Genomic DNA, 25,331 nt, shown 5'->3' on the forward strand with positions numbered 1-25,331 from the left:
CCCGCCGGATCCCTGTCAGCGGTTTCGCTGTTAGTACCGGCAAGGTTCAACCGCTGATCGGACTCACCGACCACCGCCACATTCTGATACTCCACCGCATGCGCGGCGATCAACTGTAGCTGCTCAGCGGTCCTCGCGACCTGCTCGATAGCAACCGCAATCTCAGCGAGCTCACGGGTCGGCATCAACAAACTCTCGACCCGAAACGAACCAGCAATCCCCGACAGCTCCATGTTCAACCACGCCAAATACCGGGGAGTATCAGTCGGCCGCTCGAACTGGGTGATTGCCATACACCAATTCTATCGAATACACCTTCGAACAAACCAGTAAAAAAGACCAATGTGCAGGAGCAGTCCGACTGCTCCTCCACAGCTCTCAAGCACCGGCTGTCCCTTCGATCCAGCGAAGTGGTCAAGGTGAGCGATGACGAGATGCTGGCGGCGTGGAACTCTTTGCTCACTCTCCTGGTGAAGCGTGTTACCTATCCAGTGATGAAGCAAGAGGGTTGAGCCTGAACAAGAAAGCGGCCATCGCATCTCGATTCACTGGCTGAACGGGGCGAAATGTTCCATCCGGCCAACCTGTCGTGACCCCTGATGCGGACATAAAGGCCATTTCCGGGTAGAACTGATCGGTCTTCTTCACATCGGTGTAGGGACTAGTTGCCGGCGGCGCGAAGTTCGCATGATCCACCGTCCGAAACATGAAGGCTGCCATCGCGTCTCGATTCACCGGTGTGAGCGGGCGATAGGTGCGATCGGGCCAGCCTTCGGCTATTCCCATGCTTACCAGCCAGGTGATCTCGTTATAGAACTTGTCAGTAGTTCGCAGGTCTATGAACGGCGACGCTGACGGCGGAGTGAAATCAGGCGATCCGTGGAACCGATAGAGGAATGCCGCCATAGCATCCCGGCGGACTGGTTCCAGTGGGCGGTACGTGTCGTCGTCGTGGCCGGTGGTGATGCCGGCGTTGGCAAGCCATCGGATTTCACGATCGAACTGCATTCGGCTGTTTACGTCCCTGAAGGTCACGTTCCGCTCGTCAGCGATAGAGAGGACTGTGATCCGTTTATCGGCAGAGCTATCTTGGGCAACATATATTCTCTTGCCGTCAGGACTAAGTGCGATGTCCCCTGGGTAATTGGTGTGAGCTGGAAGAAGTGTATGCGAGCAGATCAACGCGTTGGTAGTGAGATCGATGACGCTGACACGGTTCTGTGTCACGTCTGAAACGTAGGCGCGATCCTCCGATTCACTCAGCAGAAGATTGCCAGTTTCCAGATAAAAACTGGATTCGATAGACCGGGTTACCGTGTTCACGATGACACTTCGCTGATTATAGTTATTGACTACATAAAGGGATTTGCCATCCTTGGTGAGGGTGAGGCTTCTCGCTGGCCCTCCCACTGGGATGTCATCGATGATCGAACCTGATTTGAGGTCGACTACGAAAACGGAGTCCCACCGAACATCACCGACATAGGCCAATGAGCTTGTCGGATCGATCTCTATATCCCGGAAGTTGCCATAGATATTATCGTCGTATATCCACTCATCGATTACCGTATCGGTGAGCGCGTCGACCACGGTTATTGAATGGTTGCGGCCCGTAATATAGACCCTTGACTCATCGGGGCTGAAGGCGATTGCCGTGGGCGAAAGTTTCGGAATGGACGTCGTCATCGTGTTGGTTGCCGCATCGAAGACCTGGACAGTGCCGGTATTGGTCGCCAAGTATCCTTTCGTCCCGGCCGGATTCATATGTACCTTGCCCGCGTAGGGGTAATGCCCGGGTACTTGCATCGCTGCGACTTCTTCGAGGGTCTCAGAATCCAGAACGGAGATGACCCCGCTCCCAGGATCACCAAGGTTCGTGAGCGAAACATAGACTCGCGACCCGTCGGGGCTGACCGTGACAGCACCAGGATCGCCGTCGGGAATCACAACATCCATGAGCGGCGCCACCGGCGGCGAACCGCAACCACTCACCGTGGTCGGAATAGACACCGCGGGATTAGACCCAGTTGTATCGGTCCCACGAGCGGGAACGCCAACGGCGGTAAGGAGAAGAACAGTGCCTACAAGCGCTGCAATGCCACGAGAAGCCGAGTGAACCAATGTGTGACCCCCACCGAAGAATCGCCGCCACCGGCACAACCGGACGTGGCAACGATGAGACCGATTTCGAGCTTTTGTTCAGACCATACAGGCATCCCGCCAGTAAAGCAGCTGAATCCAGAAACTTGTCCGCTATATCTAGCCCCGCTATTTCTAGCCTCGCTCCAAATACGCTTCCTTCACGGGATCCAAATAGATTTCCAACGCCTCAGCCAGCTCCGGATGATCAACCAGATCCAGATCGTCCGCCACAATCTGCTGCGCATCCTCGCGCGCCCGCTCGATAATTTTCGCATCCTGAATCACCCGCAAAAAGTGCAACGACGACCGTCCACCAGACTGCGACGCCCCAAGAATGTTGCCTTCACGCCTCAGCTCAAGATCCTTCTGCGACAGCTCGAACCCGTCGGTGGTCGACGCAACCGCTGCCAACCTCTCCCTACTGGGATGATCCGGTTCCAACTGCGTCACCAACAGACAAGTCCCCGGATGCCCGCCACGACCCACCCGGCCCCGCAGCTGATGCAACTGCGAGATACCGAACCGATCCGCGTCCATGATCACCATCATCGTGGCATTGGCAACATCCACACCAACCTCAATCACTGTGGTGGATACCAACAGCTGCACACTTCCGTCGTTGAACCGTGCCATCGTGGCGGTCTTCTCGGCGGGATCCAGCCGCCCATGCAACAACCCGATCGACACACCCGCAAGAACAGGTAACTCCTGAAGAGTCTCGGACAGTTCACTCACCGAGGTGAGCTCCTGCTGCGCCGACCGGGGCGCCGACACCGTCTCCGGCGAGTAGAGCTCCAGTGCCGTCGAATCCTCTTCCTGGTCGCCGATCTTGGGACACACCACATACACCTGGCGGCCGGCGTCAATCTCCTCACGCGCCCGCGCCCAAATCCGCTGAATCCACCCCGGATTCTCGGTCAAACCCACCTCATGGGTGGTGATCGGCGCCCTACCCGCCGGCAACTCGGTCAACGTCGACACGTCGAGATCGCCAAACACCGTCATGGCAACGGTTCGGGGAATCGGCGTCGCTGTCATCACCAGCACGTGCGGCGAGTTGGTCGCCTTGGATCGCAGCACATCCCGCTGCTCGACGCCGAACCGATGCTGCTCGTCGACCACGATGAGCCCCAGATCGAAAAAGCTCACATTGTCCGACAACAGCGCATGCGTGCCGATTACAATGCCAGCTTCCCCCGTCGCCGCATCAAGCATTGCCTGCTTGCGTTGCCCAGTGCTCATGGAACCCGTCAGCAGCACCACCTTGGTGCCATCGGCTGCACCGCCCAGCATCCCGCCCATCGCGAGCGGTCCCAGGGTTCGGGTGATCGACTGCAAATGTTGAGCAGCCAACACCTCAGTGGGTGCCAACAGCGCAGCCTGTCCACCGGAATCGATCACCTGCAGCATCCCCCGCAACGCTACCAACGTCTTTCCCGAGCCCACCTCGCCCTGCAACAGCCGATGCATCGGACGGGACGCAGCCAGCTCATCGGCCAGCGTCTCCCCCACTGTCTTTTGTCCATCGGTCAGAGTGAAGGACAACTGCGAGTCGAACTGTTCCAGCAGGCCGCCTGGCAGTAGCGGACGCGACGTCGCCTCCTCCTGCGCGGTCAGCGCCCGACGTCGGGCCAGTGCGGTCTGGAGTACGAGCGCCTCCTGGTAGCGCAACCGGTGTTTGGCACGGTAGGTATCTTCGAGGACGTGCGGCCTGTGGATCAGTTCATAGGCTTGAGTGACGTTCATCAGCTTGTCGCGGCGAGAGATTTCAGGCGGCACCGGATCATTGAGTTGGGAATGCACCAGACTATCGAGCAGCGACCCGACAGCCTTCTGGATCTCTTTGCTTTCCACCTTCGCCGCCGCCGGGTACACCGGTATGGGCTCTTCGAGGAGCGCCGGATCCACCATCTCGTCCTCGTCCAGCAGGGAGTACCCGGGGTTGGTGAGCGTCAATCGCCCTTTATACGCGGTGACCTTGCCATAAAACATGGCGTGCGCGCCGGGGACCAGGTCCCGGTGAGCATTGTGCCCGTTGAAAAACGTGAGGCTAAGACTCCCCAGGCGTCCGCCGTCGTCGTCGGTAATGATCACCTCGCACAGGAAACCCTTGCGAGTCTGCATTTTCCTCTTGTTGGCGGACTGCACCCGGGCGATCAGGGTGACGTCCTCGCCCAGCGGAACGCTGCTGACAGGAGTCAGCTCGCCGCGCTTGAAATAGGCGCGCGGGACGTGGTTGAGGAGATGGCCAATTGTATGAAGGTTGAGGTGCTCCGCAAAGCGCTTGGCCGCCCTGGGCCCGATCAGCCCGTCAAGGGGGACGTTGAGTTCCGTCGTGTTGTTATTGTCCACTGGCCTCTTGGGCTTCGCTGAGCTGTGGTGAGCGTGGTGATGCCAGCTGGGTCACTGACACGTTGGTCGGATGGCCGGCTTCCTGGATCAGTTTCAACGCCGGTTCGGGAGTGGGCACGTGGACGTGGACACGCCAGCGGTAACCTTCGGCGACCTCGGTGACGGCGCTCATGATGACCGAATCGCCGAGCTCGTCCAGGTGGAGCCGTAGGGTTGCGGCGTCGAGGGGGCTGAGGTTGATGGTGCACATCACTTCGACGCCCTCGGCGTCGCCGCCGTCGTGGATATGGGGTGCCTGGATGTCGTACCCGTGGAGTCCGTCGAGGAGCTCGTCCTGCAGCTCTTCCCCGAGGGACGCGGCACGGAGCGCATCAAGGATGAGCAGGAAGCCCACTCCCCCGGCGTCTACGACTTTCGCTTTAGTGAGAACGCCGAGTTGGCTTTCGGTCTGGATCACGGCTTCCAGGGCGGCTTCGACGGCGGCCTGGAGGGTAACGGCGAGGGCATGGTTGCTGTCATCGCCGTTCTGGGCGCTGTCGGCCATGGCCGCGCCGCGGGCTGTTGCCTCGAGCACTGACAACATGGTCCCGGGGACGGGGTCGCTGAGTGCTGACCAGCTGCGGATCTGGGCTCGCTGCAATGCCGTGGCGAGGAGGGGGCCCGAGAGGCGGGTGTGATGGTGCAGCGGTTCGGCCACTGCTGCGAGGAACACGGCGAAGAGGGTGCCGGAATTGCCGCGTGCGTCTTCCATGGCGGCCTGGCCGGCGATGTTGAGGAGGACGCCAAGGTCGGTGGTGTCGGCCGCGGAGGCCGCCTGGGAGGCGGCACAGACGGTGAGGTACAGGTTGGTGCCGGTATCGCCGTCGGCCACCGGGAAGATGTTGATGGCGTTGAGCCGATCGCTGTGGTTGCCCAGGGACTCTTCGGCCTTGCTCAACCATCGCTTCAACGCAGCTGCGTTAGCGGTGATCTTTGTCTGCAAAGTGATCCCATCCCACGTTGGCGGGTGACTGCGGCGCTGCGGTCACGCCGGGCAATCCGGCACATACTGAGCCTACCGCAGTGCGCTCTTTAGGGAGAGTAGCGAGCGACGGAATGGTGGCGAATGGAAAACAATCCTTTCCCCGGCCACCATTCCGCAGCAGCTGGCCAGCGGCTTTAGGCCTACTTTGCCGTAGCAGTCAGATTCAGGCTGGACACGTTGACCATAGTCAATTTGATCACCGTGAGTACCTTCCCGTCGGATCCTTTGCCTGGCGCGGTCACAGCGGTCAGCTTCGATCCGGACGGAACCCCGCCGAAACTAATTGCGATCTGCTGCCCATTCTTCTTCAAGATTGCGATATTGCGGCTGGTGTCGAGCGTGACGGCAGCGTCGGTCACCCATTGCCAGGTCAGCGCCTTACCAGAACTTGCTTTTACGACATCGGTGATCACCATGCTGGTGGAGTTGTGCGCCACTGTTCGGATTGCCGATGAAGTCCCGGGCAAGGCCTGGAGCATATCTACCGATGCCGACGACGAAGAGAGGAGCTTCGTAGCGCCCTTTGCGCCGATCGGCTGATTTGTCTGACCCAACAACAGGGTGGAGTGCGCTGAAGTGCCTGGCTTCCAGAAATCAAAGCGGGTGTCTGCGCTGTAGTAACCGGTCGGATTGTTCAGCTCGGTCCCTGGATCGATAGACCACTGGACCCCCTTCCGGAAGAATGACACCGCACCCAGGTCAAGATGAGAATGAGCCGTGGTGTTCTCTCCGCCCTTCAACGTTGCCGTACCAGCTGCTGGACCGCTTGGAAGGTGGAGGGCAGCGAACCCGGTCTTTGGATACACTGACGACTTCTTCGCCGGAAGCTGGCCTGGCTGGGCCCACCACCACAGCAATTGCGAGTCCGGCTTAGCCTGCAACTCTTTCCATACCCATGCGGCTACCCCAGCGTCTTTGGTAATGAAAGAAACCCAGCCGGGCATGAGAGGGCTCAGAGCATTCGGCAATGCATCCGCGAACGGCGTCGGCAACCCGTCGGATCCCGTGCTATTCATCGCGTAGTCTGCGGTCTTGACCAGTGAGGGCATCGCTATTGGGCTGGTTGAGTAAACGTTCGGAAGCGTTGAATACAAGGTGGCGAAGGCTCGGCTTTCATAAGTCCAGTACCCGGGCCCCTCCTGGGTTCCGCCGTCAGCGGTAACCATTGCGAGAGCGGGTTGGATGGAGATGAGTGACTCCTTAGCCAGGGCGGCTGCCTGCACAGGTGACTTTTCCAGGTAAACCGCAGCCGCGACGAAGGTAGCCGTGTTGTGGATCGCCGCGATATTCGTTGCTGCATCAACGAAGTTTTCCCGGTCGGCTTGCAGACAGGTCTGTGGACCGAGCCAGCGCACCAACACTGTTTCTTCCATTCCTGCAACCGGTGCCCAGTCGTTCGCTGTACCCGCTGCCATCAGAAGATGCGAAGCTGTCAACGTGTTCATCGACTCCGGGCCACTTTCGAGGATCCGTCTGGTATCTGAGCGCAACGCATCACGCGATTTGGTGTCGCCCGCTTGTAGCCAGCCATATCCGAGCCGCGAAACTCGTGTCGAGAGGCTACTGCGCAACTGATCGATGGTGAGCACGTCTGCGGCTTGGTTGGCTGCTCCCCGGATCATTTGTCCATGGATCGCCTCTATGGCGGGATCGGATTGTGCCCGCGAGTTAGCATTCGTGATCATTTGATTGGTGGTGACTACTCCTGGACCGCTGGAGGGCAGCTTTGGAGCGAACTTCGATTCAGCTACTGGGAGGGCGCACCCACCAAAGAAACCCACCCACCCTGAAGCCGCTGGAATAGTGCCGGTGCGGCCTTCGAGCTCGTCGCGCCAACCCGGCGACTGCAGTTTAGCCGCGGAAACGACCTTCCCGATGGCGTCCCGCTGGGCAGCGCCGTCTGCGGCCAGGAGGGTGGTGAATGCCTCAGCCCGGACTTTTGTTGTCTGGTAAACAGACGCGGTAATTCGGCCAGCCTTCAGATCAGCCAGTGTCGTCCCCGCAACCCCTTGCTGGACCGCCCGAAGATCCTTGAGGATCTTCAGTTGTGATGCGCTGGTCTTGACGGTCGCAGCTCGCAGGCTTTCCGTATCGACTGCCTGTGCGGCCGCTGTCATAGCGGCCTGCGTGGTCGCCGCGGTTACCAAGACGCCTGCCTTATCCAGGCTCGCGCTACCGTTCGCTACCGCGTTCTTGACAATTAGGCCGTCGGCGCGGGCCAAAGCAGAAATGAACGGTCGAGAATCGACATACAGGATTTTCGCGGCCGCGATTTTATCCCGCAGAGCGGTCCTTTGATTGCTGAGGCTCGGGCCCCCTGCCGTAGCTTCACCTGGCGTCGTGACTGTTGCTTTGGCTGCAATGGAGAATCGCCCCTGCTGGTCATGGGCAAAATAGGAGTAGGAGTACGTCGTCGATGCTTGGAGCCCAGTGTTGGTCACGGTAGTTTTGGGAACCGGAACATCGCTGACGGCTGTTCCGTCAGTAGCGGAGGCCGGCGCGACGGTGCCCGTAGCCCGCCGGATCATCACGCCGGTGTAGACGCTCGACGTAGGATTGGTCCATCGGAGGGTCACGCTGGTGGGCGTTCCGGCGTAAGCCGACACCCCGGAAACCGAGGGAACTGGGGTGTCCGCGACAGCCGGGCTGCCGGCGTAGCGATACATGAACGCAGCCATCGCATCACGATTCACCGGCTGGACCGGTCGGAAGGTCTTGTCGGCGTAACCCGTTGAAATTCCTTTGGAGGCCAGCCAGCTGATCTCCTGATAGAACTGCGTCTGGGAAGTAACGTCGCTAAACGGCGACGCCGCTGGCGGAGTGTAGGCCGGTTTGCCTGCAAGGCGGTACATGAAAGCTGCCATCGCATCGCGGTTCACCGGCTGTACAGGTCGAAAAGTTTTGTCGGCGTATCCCGTTGAAATTCCTTTGGAGGCCAGCCAGCTGATCTCCTTATAGAACTGCGTCTGGGAAGTAACGTCGCTAAACGGCGACGCCGCTGGCGGAGTGTAGGCCGGTTTGCCTGCAAGGCGGTACATAAAGGCCGCCATCGCGTCACGATTCACCGGCTGAATTGGGCGAAAAGAGCCGTCCGAGTAGCCAGTTGAGATTGCCTCGGTTGCGAGCCAACCGATCTCATCATAAAACTGGTTATCGCTGCTGACGTCGAAGAAGGGGTCTGACGCAGTTGGTGCGACGTTCTCCAGCGGGAGGACGGCATTCGCCGACCCGACTGCGAGGAATGGCACCACCAAGAGGAATGCAGTTGTTGTAGCTACCAGACGACGAGCATGAGTGAAGAAAGACAAAAGGCTGACCTCCGCATAAGCCAGCCCCAACGACCGACACCATGGATAGATTCCCGGTTATCCTGAAGTTACCCGTAGTTTCAGCCATAAGTTGGTTCATTCGTCAAAAATGACCCAAAGCTGATTCAAACCTGCGCATGCAGAGCAGCACCTGACGATTGACCTCAACAGGTTCGCGTGTCAGCCTGCAAAGTGATCCCACCCACCGGTGGCCCTATCTCTGGAACCTACAGTGACGCTCGGGGCACCTTCGACGACCCTCCCTATGGCATGAAAGCTTTCCGGTACATCGCATCGTGAAGGGAAGGTTGCAAGGAGCCCATAATCCTCTCCCCCTGAAAGCACCCACTCCAACGGATCCATCTGCAGCAGTGTTGAAGCCTCTCGCAACGGCGCTGCCAGCCGCGTAGCGGCGTCGAGGCTAAGGCTGATGGCCACAGAACTAGCTGCAGCAATTCGCCCTGCATCCTTGATTAGCCCATCCGAAAGATCCAGCATCGAGCTGGCCCCGGCTAGTGCTGCGGCGGGTCCAGCAGCTAAAGGTGGCCGGGGGCGGCGCTGCGCGTCGACGAGTTGGAGAAGGCCGGGCGATAGAAAAGTCGATTCGAAGTTTGATTCCATCAGAGACAATCCGGCGGCCGCCCGCCCCACGGTTCCGGCTAAAGTGACGACGTCGCCAGGCCTAGCGCCGGACCTCAGAACCGGGTCGCGCGTTTCGAGCGTCCCAGTCACGGCAATCGCGACCGCTAAGTCACGTCCTCCACTTAAATCTCCCCCTACAACCCCACAACCGTCAGCGCCAAGTTGCCGAATCGCAGCAGTCATACCATCGGCGAGGTCCTCCACCCACTTCACTTCAGTCTGGCTTGGCAATGTCAGGCTGACGACAAGGGATGTAGCTCTAGCCCCCATAGCGCTAATGTCGCTCAGATTTTGCGCTGCGGCCTTCCACCCCACGTCGAAACCGGAAGTCACGTGCCCGTTTGCGCGAACCAACCTGAAGTCCAAATTCTCTACGATCGTATCTATGGAAATTACCACCCGCCCATCCGCCGCCTCTAAAACGGCTGCGTCGTCCCCCGGTCCGACGACGGCAGCTTCGGCGGGTGGTAGGCGAGGAAAAATACGTGCCAACAAGCCTGACTCGCTGAGATCAGCAACTGTGAGATTCATACTTCAAAACTACCTGTCATAACTTCAGCCGGTAGGTTAGGTACAGCGCCTTCAGTTGAAACAAGGTCTGCGCCAAACAATCGCACCAAGTACTGCGCGAACTATAGTAGAGGCGGCGTTCGTCATCTGCGCCTGGCGTATTGGAGGTAAAGCGTGAGTGCTTCAACCGACCCCGGCCTCCCGGCCGCGCGCCATTTGGGACCTGACCGAACTCCCAACCAACACATGGACCGCAGCCAGCGGGCAAACTCCGCGACTCGATCCACGTCTTCAATGACCCTCCGTTCGCGGTCATTGAGTCACCGCCGAAAGAGATTAATCGCCGTTGTTTTAGCCGCCACAGTGGCAATAACCGTTCCGGTACTCATCACGGCGCTCCTTCTGCTGAGCTAGGCTGTTACCGAACCAATCTCACAGAATCAGGGGAAAACTTGCCTGTCATCATGCCAATATATGGAACCCGGCCGGAAGCCATCAAAATGGCGCCAATTGTCAAGGCACTGGATGAATCTGAGCTTTTTGACTGTGTAGTGACTGTCACAGGCCAGCATCGAGCGATGTTGGATCAAGTGAACGAGCTATTCGGCATAAGCCCCGACCATGATCTGAACATCATCCAGCAGAGGCAGACCCTCACTTCGATCATGACCAAGACGATCGATGGTCTTGATCAATTGTTCGCAAAGTCAAAGCCTGATGCCGTAATAGTTCAGGGAGACACGACCACATCTACGGCGGCAGCTATTGCCGCTTTCTACCACGGCATACCCGTCGTGCATGTGGAGGCAGGTCTCCGTTCCGGTAACCTTTTCTCCCCGTTCCCCGAGGAGGCGAACCGGAAGATTACTTCCCAGATTGCAAGCTTGCATTTGGCGCCCACCTCGACCAGTCGCGAAAACCTGTTAGCAGAAAACATTCCGATTACGGACATCGTCGTCACCGGCAATACCGTGATCGATGCCCTCCTTGAAACCGTCAAGAAACAGGTTCCCTTCGCTGACCCCCAACTGGAAAAGGTAGCTCTGTCCGGCCGGAACATCCTGCTGGTCACCACACATCGCCGTGAGAATCAGGGTGAAGCCATGAGGGGTGTTGGACGTGCGATAGCCCGCATTGCTGAGTCCGAGCCCGGATTGGTGATTGTACTCCCAGTTCACAAGAACCCTGCAGTAAGAGAGGCGGTCCTTCCTGCTTTGGAGGGCAAGTCCAATGTGGTTGTGACGGAACCCTTGGCCTACGGCGAATTCACCCGGTTACTCTCCCTGGCGCACATCGTGTTGACCGACTCCGGCGGAGTCCAGGAAGAGGCTCCAAGCCTGGGGAAACCCGTCCTAGTGATGAGGGAAAACACCGAGAGGCCTGAAGCCGTAGACGCGGGAACCGTCCGTCTCATAGGGACCGACGAGGATCGAATCGTATTCGAGGTCTTGAGACTTCTGAACGACGCCAATGCGTTTAGCGAAATGGCCAATGCGGTGAACCCTTATGGGGATGGCCGAGCTGCAGAACGATCCGTGGCCGCCATCGCTCAGCTATTTGACTGCGGTACGAGGATAAGCGAGTTCTCACAATCGCCAGAGGCAGACGATCCGGAAACGGCGCTCAGCCCAGATAGCCCCAAGCAACAGGTCAGAAAGGCAACAACCTGAACTGGACGTGTCCGAATGCCTCGGTCTGCGCGTCACTGAACCGCAGAAACAGGCGTCCAGTCATGCCCTTCTCGGCTCAACCGCCGGGCCAGCTGGAGATCCCCTAGACTTATTGGGGGATTGTACGCCTAAAGAACTAGGGGATCCGTTCCGGCTAATTCTAGTGTCGGGGATAAGGAAGGCTAGATGAAAACTAACGACCGAACGATCGACCCCGATCTCGACCTTGGTGCCATCACATCACTGCTCGCATCTAGGGGACGATCTTCCACCCCCCCTCCACCAAACCAAGGCGACCTAAAGCTAAAAGATATGCTCGCCATAGATTACCACTGCCATAATACATTTCATCCGAAGTTGCGGGTAGCTGCGATTGTGCACGATCTATTTCTCGACGAACTTCAAACCTACTATTTGGTCCTGCCACTTTTCCCATCGACTCTGGTGGAATCGATCGACGCCGGTCAGCCTAATCTGATAATAATTCACCGATCCGCGTTTGCTGATGGACCTTGGTTTGGAAGCGAAACTAGCGCCGGGGGCACAATGATCGATGAATTAAGGCGGATTCTTCCCTGGAGTAGAAAAAAGAACGTACCCGTCGTTTTTGTAGAAAATGGGCAAGAAGAGCAAACGTACACACAAAGTATCCGTAATATTGGTACAGTGATTTTCCCTTCTGAAGAGTTCTTTGACGTACTCCCAGAGAGCCCTCGAAGACGAAAAATATACGAACTGGCTCAACAATTCGGGCGCCATAAGCAAGAATATGACGGAGAATAAATCAATGGGAAAGACGCAGTTTATCTATTGCGCTGACGAATCCGTTTCACCGGATATGTTAGACGGGGTAGGCTCCCAAATCATAGGAATACTCGCGACTTCGGGTCAGCCGGTACTAGTAATGGCTCCAGGCCATTTCAATCGAGACTCCCAAAATAAAATCCTCGAAACGTTTTCCAATGTCGCTTTTTGGGAGACAAAAAACACTACTATGGGAGCTAAAGAATTAGCCTGGAAAGTTTTCTTAGAAGCCGAAAAATTCGAAGAACCAATCGTAGTCTCCCAAGGATTATCTCTTTCTATATCATTTTCTGGGAACGATAAAGTTTCCAAGCGCATGTGGGGCATTCTCTCAAATCAGGACGTCGAACTGCACACTAAATCGACCAAAAAGGTCAGACCGTCTTTTGAAAGAGCCTTGACGGTAGCGAGACAGATAATAGTTCATAATACCGAAGCAAGAAAAGCATTGCAGCTCAGGTTCCCCGGCTTATCGTCGAAGATCGCTCTGGTCGAACCCTCTTACGAGCTTTCTTCTAACCCCGCCTACGTCTCATCAAATCGACAGTTCGACATGACAATTAAACAACTTATCATGATGGAGACCGCAAACCATCGAGTAGTGGTCTATGCTGATGTCGACCTTCGTCTGTTGACTGACTCGTCCGAAGGTTTGATCCGATTCGTCCGTAGCATCGCCTCTGAAAATCAGTTTGTTATCTTGGTCCTTCCCGTGGCGACCATGCACGAAGATCTCAGGAGATCAATTGCAGATTGTGGCAACCTACATGCTGTTTATCCATCGGTTAGAAGTCACCAAAACTTAGATGGGTTTTTACTGCCGCGATATGCAGCCTGGCACTTGTCTGTTCTAGCTGATACTTTCGACGCATCAGCCGTTTTAACTGACCTATCCACCACTTCATTTGCTTTGGCAAACACCTCCTTGCTTGATCGTCTGTATCCGGTATTCGGGTATATGGCTTTAGAGGAAATGACTCAGGCAAAATCGGCAATAGAGCCTATAGTGGAAAAATGTCGCAGGTTAGTTTTTCCGAATGAAGAAGCTCGATCCACGTTTGAGTCCCATTTCCCCGCCGCTACATCCAAAACACTAATACTCCCCCACGCCATGACTGCTCATGAAAATAGTAATGGGGAAAATGCTAACGCAGCCGTTCAATTAGCTAATGAACTGGGTCGATTGATCTCAAATCACCCGCTTAAATCAACAAATGGCGAATCCATAAAACTACTTTTTGTTGGGCATGATTTTAAATTCGCCGGTGAGTTGTTCGAGCTTTTGGCGAATCGTCGAGAAATATTGTTAAGAGTTGACCACTGGGAAAAACAAAACATCCACAACGAGGCAGTTAGTGCACGGCTAAACCTATGGGCAGACGTAATTTTCTGTGAATTTGCTTCCCATAATGCTGTACGATACTCCTGGGCAAAACAGCCAGGCCAATCCCTGATCGTGAGGTTTCACGGTTATGAACTGCACTCAGACTGGATTCGTGATATCAACATTGGAAACATTGATATGGTCATTTTCGTCTCTGAGTTTTATCGTCAAATGGTTGTTGAAAAACTCAATTGGCCTATAGAAAAAACAATGGTAATTCCCAACATGGTGGATGTTTCCGACTTCAATCGGACCAAACTCACAGATTCTCGTTTCCATTTAGGCATCGCCGGTATAGTACCGATTCTGAAAAGGCCCGATCGCGCTCTAGATCTGCTGGAAAACCTACTTCAGCAGGACAACCGATACACCTTACATGTGCGCGGCCGGGTCCCGTGGGACTATGGCTGGATGTGGAAGGAAGATTATGTTCGCGACGCGTACGAAGCGTTTTATGAACGTCTAGCGCTCAACCCTGATCTTCGCCGGCGGGTTGCCTTCGAATCATTTGCTCCCGATATGGGTAGATGGTTTCGCAAAATCGGATGGGTGCTCTCGCCCAGCACGCGGGAGACCTTCCATCTCGCTCCGGTGGAGGGCATGGCATCGGGTGCGGTGCCCGTTGTCTGGAATCGTGATGGAGCCGGTGAAATATTCGAGGCAGACTGGATCCACGATTCAACCGAGCGTGCGGCTGAATACATCCAAAAAGTCAATGCCGACTCTCAGTCATATAGTGAAGCCTCGGAACGGGCCACTTCAAGCGCAGGTAAATATGACTTGGGCGAAGTTGGAAAGGTATGGCTTCAGTTACTCGGGACCGTACCTTCTTCCCAGAGTTTTAGACCACCAGTATCCATCACCTCTCAGCAGTTGGAGGACTCGTTTGCCAAGAGCCCAACCCCGGCGCATCTGGGGCGATGGCTCACAGTCCTACTCCGAGACGGCGATGAAGCCCAGATCGACGAGATACTCGAGACCCATTCCGATCTGGTAGGCGCTTTGCCCAGCTATTTGTCGATTGGCATCCACTCGAGGATTGCGAGGAAGGCCATCGTCGACGGAGAATTGTCGGTACCCTCCCGGTCCAGGGGGGCTGCCTACTTGGCCGCCCACGGGGTCTCCCTCTACGTGGTGAGTCCCACGGTGACGGAAAAGCTCCAGAATGAAGATGCCAACGTTCGTCTCATCAGTACAACCGCCCCGTCATTCTTGGGCAATGGATATGACCTAGGAGTTTCATCACGTAGCGTTACTTTTATTGGCAATCTCCAATATACACTGATGCCTCTCAAAAACGTATTAGCACTTAGAATAGACAAGCTTATTATCGCTAGCGCCGATGCGATCGTGCGAGAGGCAAGGGTTCATCGACCGGAATATATACGATCACAACGAGATTATTGGGTTGCTTTACCAGCAATTATCGCTGCTAGGAGACTTGGGATCCCGTTTCTATGTGATGCAGCCCCCTGCTTCCCAGATCACAGCGATACGTACATTGACAAGTACGTGGTAGAAAATTCAGACCATATAGAGAACGGAGCAGCCTTTCCTGCCCAGGTTCAAAAAATGACGGACACTCATCTTCAATACCTGAAGGATACAGCAGATCGTGAATTGCGTGACCTCCGGGTCGGCCTAATTGCAGACGAATTTACGGCACGCACGGTCTCACAATCTTTCAACACTGTGCCACTGTCCCGGGCCAGTGGATATGTTGAGGTAGCCATTGGCAATCTGGACGTCATATTCGTAGAGTCTGCCTGGGAGGGTCCGAATAATGAGTGGCGTCGCGGGGTGGCGTACTACGCGGGTCATGATCATGACTTAGAAAAAATACTGGCAGTCGCTCAAATGCGAAATATTCCCGTGATATTTTGGAATAAAGAGGATCCGGTTCACTTTAAAGCTTTTTCCCATACCGCTGCGAATATCGCACATGTTTTTACGACTGATGGAGATATGGTCGGCAACTATCTCGCTCAAGAAGATTCCAAGACCCTAACGGCGTCTTCGATTTCGTTTTATGCAGAACCACTTCTGCATAACCCTCTCCCTTCCGAAAGAGCCTACGAACACACAGTTTCCTACGCGGGGACCTATTATGGGCCTAGGTTTGCAGACCGATCAGAAGAACTTGATCGAATTTTCGAGGCGGCCAAGCCGTTTGGGCTAACAATTTATGATCGTCAGGTTAATGTTCCTAATTCACCCTACCGTTTTCCGGATGGTTTGTCCGCTTACGTCAAGCCAGGCGTGCCTTATGATGAAGTTCTAAAAGTTTACAAAGCCCATCCTGTAAGTATTAACGTCAATTCGGCATCCGACTCGCCCACCATGTTTTCCAGACGTATTGTGGAGGTTGCAGCCAGTGGAGGCCTAGTTCTCAGTGGAAAAGGTCGAGGAATAAACGAGCAAATTCCAGGTATCATCGCTACCGATTCCACCGAAAAGTGGACTGAGTTGCTCGGGCAATGGATGAACGACGAACAAGCCCGTCTAGCAGCTGTCTGGAAGCAGTTACGTGCGGTCACCCGCGCTCACCTCGCCGAGCATGCGTTAACGCTTATGATGCGTACCGCGGGACTCCCGATTAAGGCACCCTCCTTACAAAACTATTCTATTGTTACCCCAAATCTCAATTTGGACATTATCAGCAGCATAATTCTCCAAACCTGGAGACCGACAACCGTGTACGCTTTGAAAGCTGACACTGAGGCGATCATGAAGGCATCGCGTAACGGTATCGAAACGGTCGTAGTCCCAGGTTACGATTCGCTAAGTGGCGTAGTTACCACAAAGTGGATTGCGGAGTTCGATAGTTCGCTACCCGAAACTCACTACGAGGACCTTCTGCATGCGGCACGGTTTGGCCACTGGCACCATATAGTCTCAGAAACGCACACCAGTCCCCAGCGAGGCGAACCATTAGTCAGAATAGGCCCGAATACGCATGCGCGGTTTGGGGTTCTTGATGTTGGCTTGCTGGAGTCGGCGGACGACTTCAATAGCTTGCCTTCGGTCGCCGGCGTCCAAACCCTGACGTGGCGCGTACCCTGAATAGGGCGATGATCATACCTCTTAGGCTTGGCGCCAAGCGGTGGTGGCAATATTGTGGTCAAACCGGACCGCAGAAAACCATTCAGCTATCGATCCGTGACGGGACTGACAACGGGAGCTCAACAACTAGGAAGGTAAGGACCAACGCAGGCGCACCACCGACACGATGTGGCTGAACCGAAAGCTACTGCTGCAAAGCGCCAAACGGCTTTCGCTCCGGGGCGGACGTGCCTCGAGAGGGCCTTAGCTAGTAGCGATCCCGCCGCCGGGCTACAAGACGACTGGAAGTAAAGGACTAACTTTGACCGTTGTTGGGCACCGGTTCCCTCGCCAAGGCTGCCGCGGCGAGCGACGTGCTAAGTAGACGTGCCGAGCGCGGGCCAGGTCGGCCTAAGAGATTATCCTGTACGGACTAACGGTGGCGGAACGAGATCGAAGTTGTCGCCGTCACCGGGTACCACCACGGAGATCGACACCGACAATACCTTATCAAGAATATCAAAAGAGCAGCGAAGAGCCCGCTGCCACAACAGTATCTTCGGGTTGCCCTAAAACCGCTGATCTTCTATTTCCTCCTGGACAATAACGGCGGGATCGAAGCCAGCAAATGTGCGTGCACATCCGAGCCATACCTGTACGGAGTCGCTCCCCACTTATGCTTCTCTTCACCGACAAGCAGACCATCAGGATAATCTATATATTGCACTCCTTCAAATTTATCGAACATGCTATACAATTTCGAAAGAATAATATTACTTTGGTCAATCTGCCGTTGATTCGGAAAGTGTTGGCCGGAAGAGTCGCGTTTAGCCCAGAAAAGCCTGTTGACAACGATGCGTCGCTCGCCGACAAGCTCAACTAGCGACTCGATCCCGGTCCTAAAAAGATCGAGGTGGACTTTGCTACCGGGTTCGATTTCGCTAATTCCATTAAGATCAAGACCAATCGAGCGAAATTCCGGACTATTGGTAATATAGGAACCATCAATGTCCAGCAGGGCGATCCTCTCATCTATTAGATCCACTAATAGCATGTCGAAGTCTGTTGATTTGAGTAGTTCAGGAATAGTCTTCGTTATGTCATTTCGCAGAATTTTTTCTTGAAACTGGTTAGCAGGATGCGTTCGGGATTTATCCTGGACCATCTCCATGATCGAAGGTAAGGGTTTCTGAAACATACTAGCTAATGAACTTCTAGTAATATATTCAATAACGTCTATTTCATCAGATCCTGCAACCGACTCTTGGGTTGCGCTGCTACCAAGCAGTACCAGCCGAGTAGGACCGGCAGCGCTGACTGATGACTCTATAGTCAGCAGATGGTTACCAAACCCATCACGGACCATCGCACAGAATCTATTAGTTCGCGCCGTTGGCTCTACGCTTGCGTACTGAAACGTCGGTGTCGTTTCAGCCATTCGCAACCTCTTCTTATCACCGTCGCACACGGCAAAAAATTCGAAATTCAGCCCTCCGTATCCAATGGGAACAATCCCCAAGTTGACCTCCAAGGAGAAATTGTGACCATCCTGCATGACAGCGAAGCTGACACATTCTTCAATTCGGTGCGCAATTTCTCGCAAATCCCTTGGCAAGATTTCCCGTTTTTGCGGTCCCAAAATCTTGGATTTGAGAACTGAATCAACAACCGACCTTGCTGTCACCGTCGGATCTCTTAGCAATTCAACTATCAGGGATACAACATCCGGTTCAGGAGGCGAATGGCCAGAACCAAATTGCGCTACCAACACTTGACGGTAATCAGTTTCGCCATAGCGCCCGGGCTGATCGAAAGAGAAACTCGATCGTTCCAAATAGGGCTTCATATGGGATTGGACATGCCAGTCATCTGAATTCTGGAGATAAAGTAGGCGACGAGGCCGCGTGCTGGTCGGCTCGCCACAGACGTCTAGTTCTATGCCATTACGTCCAAAATAACTTGATGCTGCTGCCTTCCAATTTGGCGCCTCAAAGTCAATCTCTTGAGAACCAGGCATAGCCCATTTCAGATAATTCTTCACAAATTTCTGGTTATACTCCAGTACATTAGTTTGCGGATTCCATACAAAGGCGGATGCTTTCGAACCCAATTTGTGAGCGAAGTACAAAGCGGCGAAACCGCCTCCAGATCCGCCTACTAGAAGTAGTTCTAAACCGGTCATATCGTGAAGACGCAACAGAACCTGCTCTATGACTTCTTGCGTCCGCGTGTGGCGACTCCCCGCATACCATGCAAGTCCCAAGGAACGATCGAGGTTAAGCGAAGGATCGGAGATAGTAACGAATGGCATTCTACCCTTGGCTGCAATTTTAATGCCCGAGAAAAAAGGAGGATTGCTTGTTTCCCTTGATGTCACCGCACCATTAAAAAATACTGGTATCGCGAGCCCATCGCGATCTATTCTTGAAAGTCCTTGTACTAGCAGATCAAGATGCGGTGCATCTGTAAAAACTATTGAATGGATTCCATCGGCCCAGTTATCAGCAGACAAAAAGCTGGGTAAATCGTCCCAATCATGAATGGATGTTTTCCACGCAGAATGGTCGCATTCTTCGAAAATTGAACTCGTCATGTGTCTGTTTCCAACCCAGGGTCATGGTAATGTGGGGTGGCCGGAATTTCGGCGTTTTAGTCTTTTTATAAGGCTCGATGCTCATTAGCGATGTGGTTATTCACCAAGCGATTAGTGTACCTAAGGTTTCGGTCAATATCGGCTCTCATAAGATTGACGTCTTCTCGTTTCAATATTTCCAACTCCCCCTGTTTTTGTAGGAACCGGCAAATCTCCTCCGTCGAAGCGGCAGGCGCGTACAGGTAGGTCGGCGTCGCATTAAAAACACCCAGCCCCGCGTATCCTATAGATAGCATCATTTCACGCAATGCCTCCCGCTCAGTTCCAGTTGCAGCTTCGAAACTTAAAAGGGGTCGATCTCTCTCTATTAGGTCCATTCCGCCGCTTAGGACCTCGAAATCCATGCCTTCCGCATCTATTTTAATTAGGCTTACGGGCATATCGAAATACTCCTGATCAAGCGATGAGAGCGGTATCGACCCGAAGCCGTCCGACACCAGTTGGGCGCCCCCGACATTATTTTCGGGAAGACGTTTCAGTCGTGCGCTGCCCGCCGCCGCTCCCAATGCGATGCGACGTGGCTCGATTAGACCGTAAGAGAAGTTCAGGTCAATGTTTCTATTGAGAATATCCGCCGTGCTCGAAACTGGTTCGTACGCAATCACACGACATGCACACTCGATAGCAAAAAAGAGCGAATGATTTCCGATATTGGCACCTACGTCAATCACGAGAGACCCGGGTCGAAGGATCGCTTTTAATTGTCTTAGAAAGTCTAATTCGTAAAACGAATTGTTCGATAAAAGTGCGGCACCTATGTGATCGGTAATCGAAGGCACCTCTAGCACTACCTCGCGCATCTCGTGGATTACCCGGGCTGCAAGCTGGGACTTGTCTCCCGATTGACGATCGGCGCCCTCTACTGTTACCGCATCCATGAATACTGCTACCTCTCAGGGTTTCGTTAGCCGACCACGTCAACACGAGATCTAGGCACACACCCAACCAAACTTATCCGGTGGCGACTCACAGAGATATGTGCCGCACGCGATTCGAAGGAAACGCTTGCATGTGCGAACACCCTACACGCTGAGTCTAGTGGCCCTTGTCTTTTGTAGGATGCCGGTCCATACCGTAAGAGGAGAAATTTCTTCTTTTCCAAGGTTGCGCAAAGCTTGCTTCGACAGCCGTCGCCACCCCGAGGCGAGTCAAGAAGGCGGGCTCACCTGCAAAGCAAACGGGGCAGGCCTGACCGTCGCACCATTCGGATGGAATCCCCGATCCTGAGACACCGCCTCATCCTGGGTCCAGTGTTTCTTTGCAACCGATTCTCGAAAGGTTACGGCAGGTGGAGTGTTGTTGGTTGGGTCCCCGGGTAGGAGTCCAGTTGTTCCAGGCCCCTCTTGGCAGACCGGCTTTATGTGAAAGGTGCATAGTGACTTCTAGGAGGTCATGAAATGCCTTTTCACTATCCTTCGTCCGTCCGCCGGGGACTCAGTGAGCGCATGCGGCAAGGGGAGGCAGTCCTGGCCGTTCATGCCGAATCTGGGATCTGTTTGGGAACGTTGTACCGATGGAAGCACCAGGCTCTGGTTGATGCGGGCCTGGCTGCGGGAACGCCTAGCACGCAGATCCCGGATCTGCAGTCGGCCGCGAAAAGGATCCGGCAGCTTGAGGACGAACTGGCCATCGTGAAGGCCGCCAGCGCCCTCTACGACGAGCAAGTGGTGGTGCCCCCAAAAGGAAGTTCGCGATTGTCGACGGGCTCGTCGCCCAGGGCTTCTCAGCCCGACGTGCCTGCCGCACCATCGCCTTGAACCGTTCGACCTACATAAAACACCTTCGCTGTGAGCTCTCGATTCGGGTCATCAGACGACGCATCGTGGCCGACCATGTCGTGATGATCCATGGGCAGTCCGGCGGGACCTACGGGTGGCGCCGAATCCGTGCCGAACTGCTCGATGAGTACGAAATGATCGTCAACCGCAAACTCATCAAAGCTCTCATGCGCGAGCAACGTATTACCGGGGTTCCGCGCGTCAGGGCCTTTCGTAACCCGCTGGCAGATAAACGAACCGATGCGGATCTGGTCAAGAGGGTCTTCACCTCCGATGGACCAAACAGGCTGTGGCTCACAGACGTCACCGAGCATCCGAGCCGGGAAGGAACGGTCTATTGCTGCGTCGTACTCGATTGCTTCGCCCGGACAGCTGTGGGCCGTTCGTTCTCAACGATTAATGACACAGCGCTGGTAAGCCGGGCAGTCAGTCAGGCCCACCACAGTCGTGAACGCGCCGGAGCCACGATCATGCATTCGGATCACGGCACGAACTTCACCTCCTGGGGATTCAGCGAAAACCTGCGCCAGTTCGAACTCACCGCTTCACTCGGGAGCGTGGGAGATTGCTACGACAATGCCGCCATGGAAACTTTCTGGGCACGCATGCAGACCGAGTTGCTGGACCGGAAACGGAACTGGCAGACCGTCATCGAATTAGTGACCGCCATGAACGGCTGGATCGATTTCTACAACGGTAAACGCCGGCACAGCTACACCGGCTATATGAGCCCAGATGCCCTACGAAGTACTCTGGAACGACATCCACAATCCGCTCCTTTTCACATAAAACCGGTGGAATAGACGGGACCCCTATCACCTACACGGGGACCCAACCAGTGTAGTTTTCTGCTGTTGAGCGTTGCGTACGCGACGTGGTGAGCCATCGCGCGATTGTTGGTCAGTACCGATCAAAGTCACTCACAGGAAGACACAAAACACGCGATGGCTCTAGACCAGTCTGACCTGCTTGACCTGCTTGACCTGCTTGGACAATTGAAGCTCACCGACGTGCCGGATCGGATTCGGACCGCAACCGAGGCCCTGTATCAGCAGGTGATCAAAGCGGAGGCTACCGCGTTCATCGGTGCCAGCCCGTTCGAACGCTCCGAGACGCGCACGACTCAGCGAAACGGGTCTCGGGCCCGGACGTTGACAACCACCGCGGGGGGCCTGAATCTGAAGATCTCAAAGCTGCGGGCGGGTTCGTTCTTTCCCGCGCTGCTGGAGCGCCGCCGGGTCGATTAGGTCCTTTACGCGGACGTGATGGAAGCCCTACCTGCACGGTGTTTCCACCCGCAAGGTCGATGACCTGGTCAAGGCCCTCGGCGCGGATACCGGAATTTCGAAGTCCGAGGTGTCCAGGATCTGCGAGGACCTCGATCATGAAGTCGGTGCGTTCCGGGACCGGGACCTCTTGGCGCTTCCATACCCGTATGTGTTCCTCGACGCCACCTACTGCAAGGCCTGGGTCGGGCACCGGGTGGTGTTCCAGGCCATCGTGGTCGCTTTCGGGGTCCCCGCCGGCGGGCGGCGCGAAGTCCCCGACTTCGACGTCGGCGACAGCGAAAACGAGGGCTTCTGGACGGCGTTCCTGCGGTCCCTGAAGGCTCGTGGCCTGGGCGGGGTCAAGCTCGCCATCTCCGATGCCCACAGCGGGCTTAAGAAAGCCATCGGCTCCGATTTTGAGGGCGCCGCGTGGCAGCGCTGCCAGGTGCACTTCATGCGCAACGTGCTCTCCACCGTGCCGAAGGGCTCCCAGGAAATGGTCGCCTCGATCGTCCGAACCGCTTTCTCCCAACCCGACACCGCGCAGGTGAACACCCAATTCGACGAAGTCACCCGGATGCTCACCAAATCTCATCCCGAGGTCGCCGCGACGGTCAACGACACCCGGGACGACGTGCTCGCGTCCGCCGGATTCCCTACCCGACACTGGCGTCAAACCTGGTCCACAAACCCGATGGAACGTCAACAAAGAGATCAAACGACGCATCGACGTCGTCGGTGTTCTCCCCAACCCCGCGGCGCGTCTACGGCTCGCCGAAGCGGTCCTCGTCGAACAGCACGACGAATGGGAAGCCGGCGACCGCCGCTACCTCTCCGAGGCCTCCATGGCCGAACTCACCACCATGAACACACCCGCCACCACGCCGGTCGAGGAGACAGGTTTGCTTCCCGAGCTCACTGCAGCGTAATCAAAAGTACTGACCGCACGGTGTCGAGGAAACCCCACCACCCAGCGGGACGTAACCTCTCGAGACCGAATTCATTGACCCCAGTCGGCCTGGTTCGGTCACCTTGTCTTATGCCCGCCTAACAGATGTCTTCAGTGAAGGAACCACCGACAGGGCCCGTTCGCGACCGAGTTACGTTCGCGACCGAGTTAACAGACCCTGCGCTCGTTAGCCACAACACGACGAATTGATCTTCCACAGTTACCCCCATTTGCCCTCTCCGACTAGCCGTACTTCGTCTACGACGCGACGGGTAACGCCGCATGGGACACCTCGTGATTCACTGATGCCGAGCTAACCTGGACAGCTACAACGGCCCTCGAAAATCGGGCAACGAGTACCCCTTCCTGTTGGACAGGCGCCAATGGCCCGAACCGCCAAACCCCAAATTTTACCGCTAATATAAAGGCCAAACGTAACTAGCCGAGGCCATGATCGTGGAGGTCGCGGCAGATCATCAGTACATTAGATCAGAGGAACAGAGTGTCGGATCTTGAAATTCCCGCTTCACTGATTACCCAATTTTCATCGGTATCGGTGAAATCTGCCCATGCCAATAGATCAGACTTCCTTGCCTATCTAGACCAACTGATTCTGTTAGAGGGGACACCTTCGGCGGTTGCCAGCCTTCAAAGTTATGTGGAGAACGGATTGATGCCGGCCCTGGCGGCGTTGTCTATACAGAACATTTCCCGTCACACCAATAACTATTCTTTGGGTGTCGAATTGGCGACGGCTTTGATGGGAGCACACCCCAACGATCCCTACGTGGCGAATTCCCTTCTGGAAAACATTCTAGCCACAGGACAGCTGACCAACTTTTCCGACGCTCTTCGGCTTATTGAAGAAAACAAGTCAATGGTGATAGCCGACGAACCAGCATTGCGCCTGGCCACTACTGCTGCGATAGGTGGAGAGTGGGATGCCTGCCGCACGTTCCTTGGCCGTACGACAGAAGAGAATCCTGCCAACATCAAACGCCGGGAACTTCTCGTTGCACGAATCGCCAGCGCTGAAATTTTCCAGTCTCAGGATACGGTTGTGTCGACCGCAATTCTGAATCTGAAAGAAGATAGCCGCAAGTATGACCTCGCAATCGCTTTGTACGAGAAGATGGGCCTGTCACTAAACCGGGTGGAAGCCACCCGGGGTACAGACATCAGTAAGTTCGTGCATAACAGCGTCGTTTCGAAGTCCGGACGACTGCTCGGTCCAGGGGCTGTGGGGTGTGCTCTCAGCCACATTGCCGCGTGGGAACGAATATCGGATGGCACCGAACAACATGGTCTGGTCCTAGAAGACGATGGGTTGCCCTACAGTTGGCAAAATATCAATAATATAATTCAAGAGGCAGGGACCTTCGATATCCTATACGTGAACGAACGAATGTCTAGTGCTGCGGGGAATGAGTATGAGACGGGGATCAGTCAATTATGGGACACTCTTGAGTCGCGCCCGGAAGGAATGCAAGGTTGGGGCGCTGACGGCTACATTGTAAGCAGAGAAGCTGCTCAGAGGTTGCTTGAAATGATTAGTGAGGACAAAATTGTGGGACATATAGATGGGCAAATAGGGTCTTACGGTATAGACCCGACTTCGAAGGCAATCAGTAGGGCTCAGAGAGTTGGATTGAATTGCCGCAAAAATATGCGACTTCATGAACCTCTGCGCATAAAATGCATGCGTTTCCCACTAGTCGCTTCCTACAATTTCGGATACTCGTCAATTGTATCGTCCGGAGGTCATCAATGAGAGTCTCCATCCAGACTCGTCGAAGCAGAAGGAG

At 55.1% G+C, this 25,331-nt stretch carries 13 protein-coding genes and 1 pseudogene; 6 read left to right on the forward strand and 8 right to left on the reverse strand.

Annotation, left to right across the window (positions count from 1 at the left end):
- The 6 genes from ACX80G_RS06765 to thiL form a co-directional block, all read right to left on the reverse strand.
- Positions 1-293: hypothetical protein (locus tag ACX80G_RS06765; RefSeq protein ID WP_459306669.1), on the reverse strand; the 293-nt coding region annotated here is incomplete at its 3' end.
- A 187-nt stretch (positions 294-480) separates the two neighbouring features.
- Positions 481-2,010 (reverse strand): S-layer homology domain-containing protein, encoded by a 1,530-nt coding sequence (locus ACX80G_RS06770; protein WP_459306670.1) that lies wholly within the window; start codon positions 2,008-2,010, stop codon positions 481-483.
- Positions 2,011-2,274: 264 nt separating this feature from the next.
- Entirely contained in the window at positions 2,275-4,494 is a 2,220-nt protein-coding gene (locus tag ACX80G_RS06775; protein WP_459306672.1) for an ATP-dependent DNA helicase RecG, read from the reverse strand.
- On the reverse strand, positions 4,484-5,443 hold the full coding sequence (locus ACX80G_RS06780; protein WP_459307021.1) for a DAK2 domain-containing protein: 960 nt from the start codon (positions 5,441-5,443) through the stop codon (positions 4,484-4,486). Before ACX80G_RS06780 ends, ACX80G_RS06775 begins: the two co-directional genes overlap by 11 nt.
- 215 nt (positions 5,444-5,658) lie before the next feature.
- Positions 5,659-8,766, reverse strand: coding sequence for an S-layer homology domain-containing protein (locus ACX80G_RS06785; protein WP_459306673.1), 3,108 nt, complete (start codon positions 8,764-8,766; stop codon positions 5,659-5,661).
- A gap of 240 nt (positions 8,767-9,006) precedes the next feature.
- Entirely contained in the window at positions 9,007-9,999 is a 993-nt protein-coding gene (gene thiL, locus ACX80G_RS06790; protein WP_459306675.1) for a thiamine-phosphate kinase, read from the reverse strand.
- A gap of 443 nt (positions 10,000-10,442) precedes the next feature.
- Between thiL and wecB the strand changes: the two genes are divergently transcribed.
- The 3 genes from wecB (at position 10,443) to ACX80G_RS06805 (ending at position 16,899) form a co-directional block, all read left to right on the forward strand.
- Positions 10,443-11,648 carry a non-hydrolyzing UDP-N-acetylglucosamine 2-epimerase gene (wecB, locus tag ACX80G_RS06795; RefSeq protein ID WP_459306677.1) on the forward strand — a complete coding sequence of 402 codons (1,206 nt, stop codon included), beginning with the start codon at positions 10,443-10,445 and terminating at the stop codon, positions 11,646-11,648.
- Positions 11,649-11,834: 186 nt separating this feature from the next.
- Positions 11,835-12,431, forward strand: a complete 597-nt coding sequence (locus ACX80G_RS06800) for a hypothetical protein (RefSeq protein WP_459306679.1) — start codon at positions 11,835-11,837, stop codon at positions 12,429-12,431.
- A gap of 4 nt (positions 12,432-12,435) precedes the next feature.
- Positions 12,436-16,899 (forward strand): glycosyltransferase family protein, encoded by a 4,464-nt coding sequence (locus ACX80G_RS06805; protein WP_459306680.1) that lies wholly within the window; start codon positions 12,436-12,438, stop codon positions 16,897-16,899.
- A gap of 565 nt (positions 16,900-17,464) precedes the next feature.
- On the opposite strand, the gene ACX80G_RS06810 is transcribed toward ACX80G_RS06805, so the two are convergent.
- Positions 17,465-19,471, reverse strand: a complete 2,007-nt coding sequence (locus ACX80G_RS06810) for a DUF6270 domain-containing protein (RefSeq protein WP_459306682.1) — start codon at positions 19,469-19,471, stop codon at positions 17,465-17,467.
- A gap of 65 nt (positions 19,472-19,536) precedes the next feature.
- A complete protein-coding gene (locus tag ACX80G_RS06815) occupies positions 19,537-20,409 on the reverse strand; it encodes an FkbM family methyltransferase (protein ID WP_459306684.1) in 873 nt (290 codons plus the stop codon).
- 815 nt (positions 20,410-21,224) lie between these two features.
- Here ACX80G_RS06815 and ACX80G_RS06820 point away from each other — a divergent pair.
- The 3 genes and pseudogenes from ACX80G_RS06820 to ACX80G_RS06830 all read left to right on the forward strand — a co-directional run bounded on the left by ACX80G_RS06820 (position 21,225) and on the right by ACX80G_RS06830 (position 25,297).
- Complete coding sequence (locus tag ACX80G_RS06820; protein WP_459307023.1) at positions 21,225-22,112, forward strand: IS3 family transposase; 888 nt, start codon at positions 21,225-21,227, stop codon at positions 22,110-22,112.
- Between the two features lie 141 nt (positions 22,113-22,253).
- Positions 22,254-23,506: pseudogene (locus tag ACX80G_RS06825) on the forward strand (IS256 family transposase).
- 522 nt (positions 23,507-24,028) lie between these two features.
- Positions 24,029-25,297, forward strand: a complete 1,269-nt coding sequence (locus tag ACX80G_RS06830) for a glycosyltransferase family 25 protein (RefSeq protein ID WP_459306685.1) — start codon at positions 24,029-24,031, stop codon at positions 25,295-25,297.
- The last annotated feature ends 34 nt before the right edge of the window (positions 25,298-25,331 follow it).

The organism is Arthrobacter glycogeni (assembly GCF_054510815.1).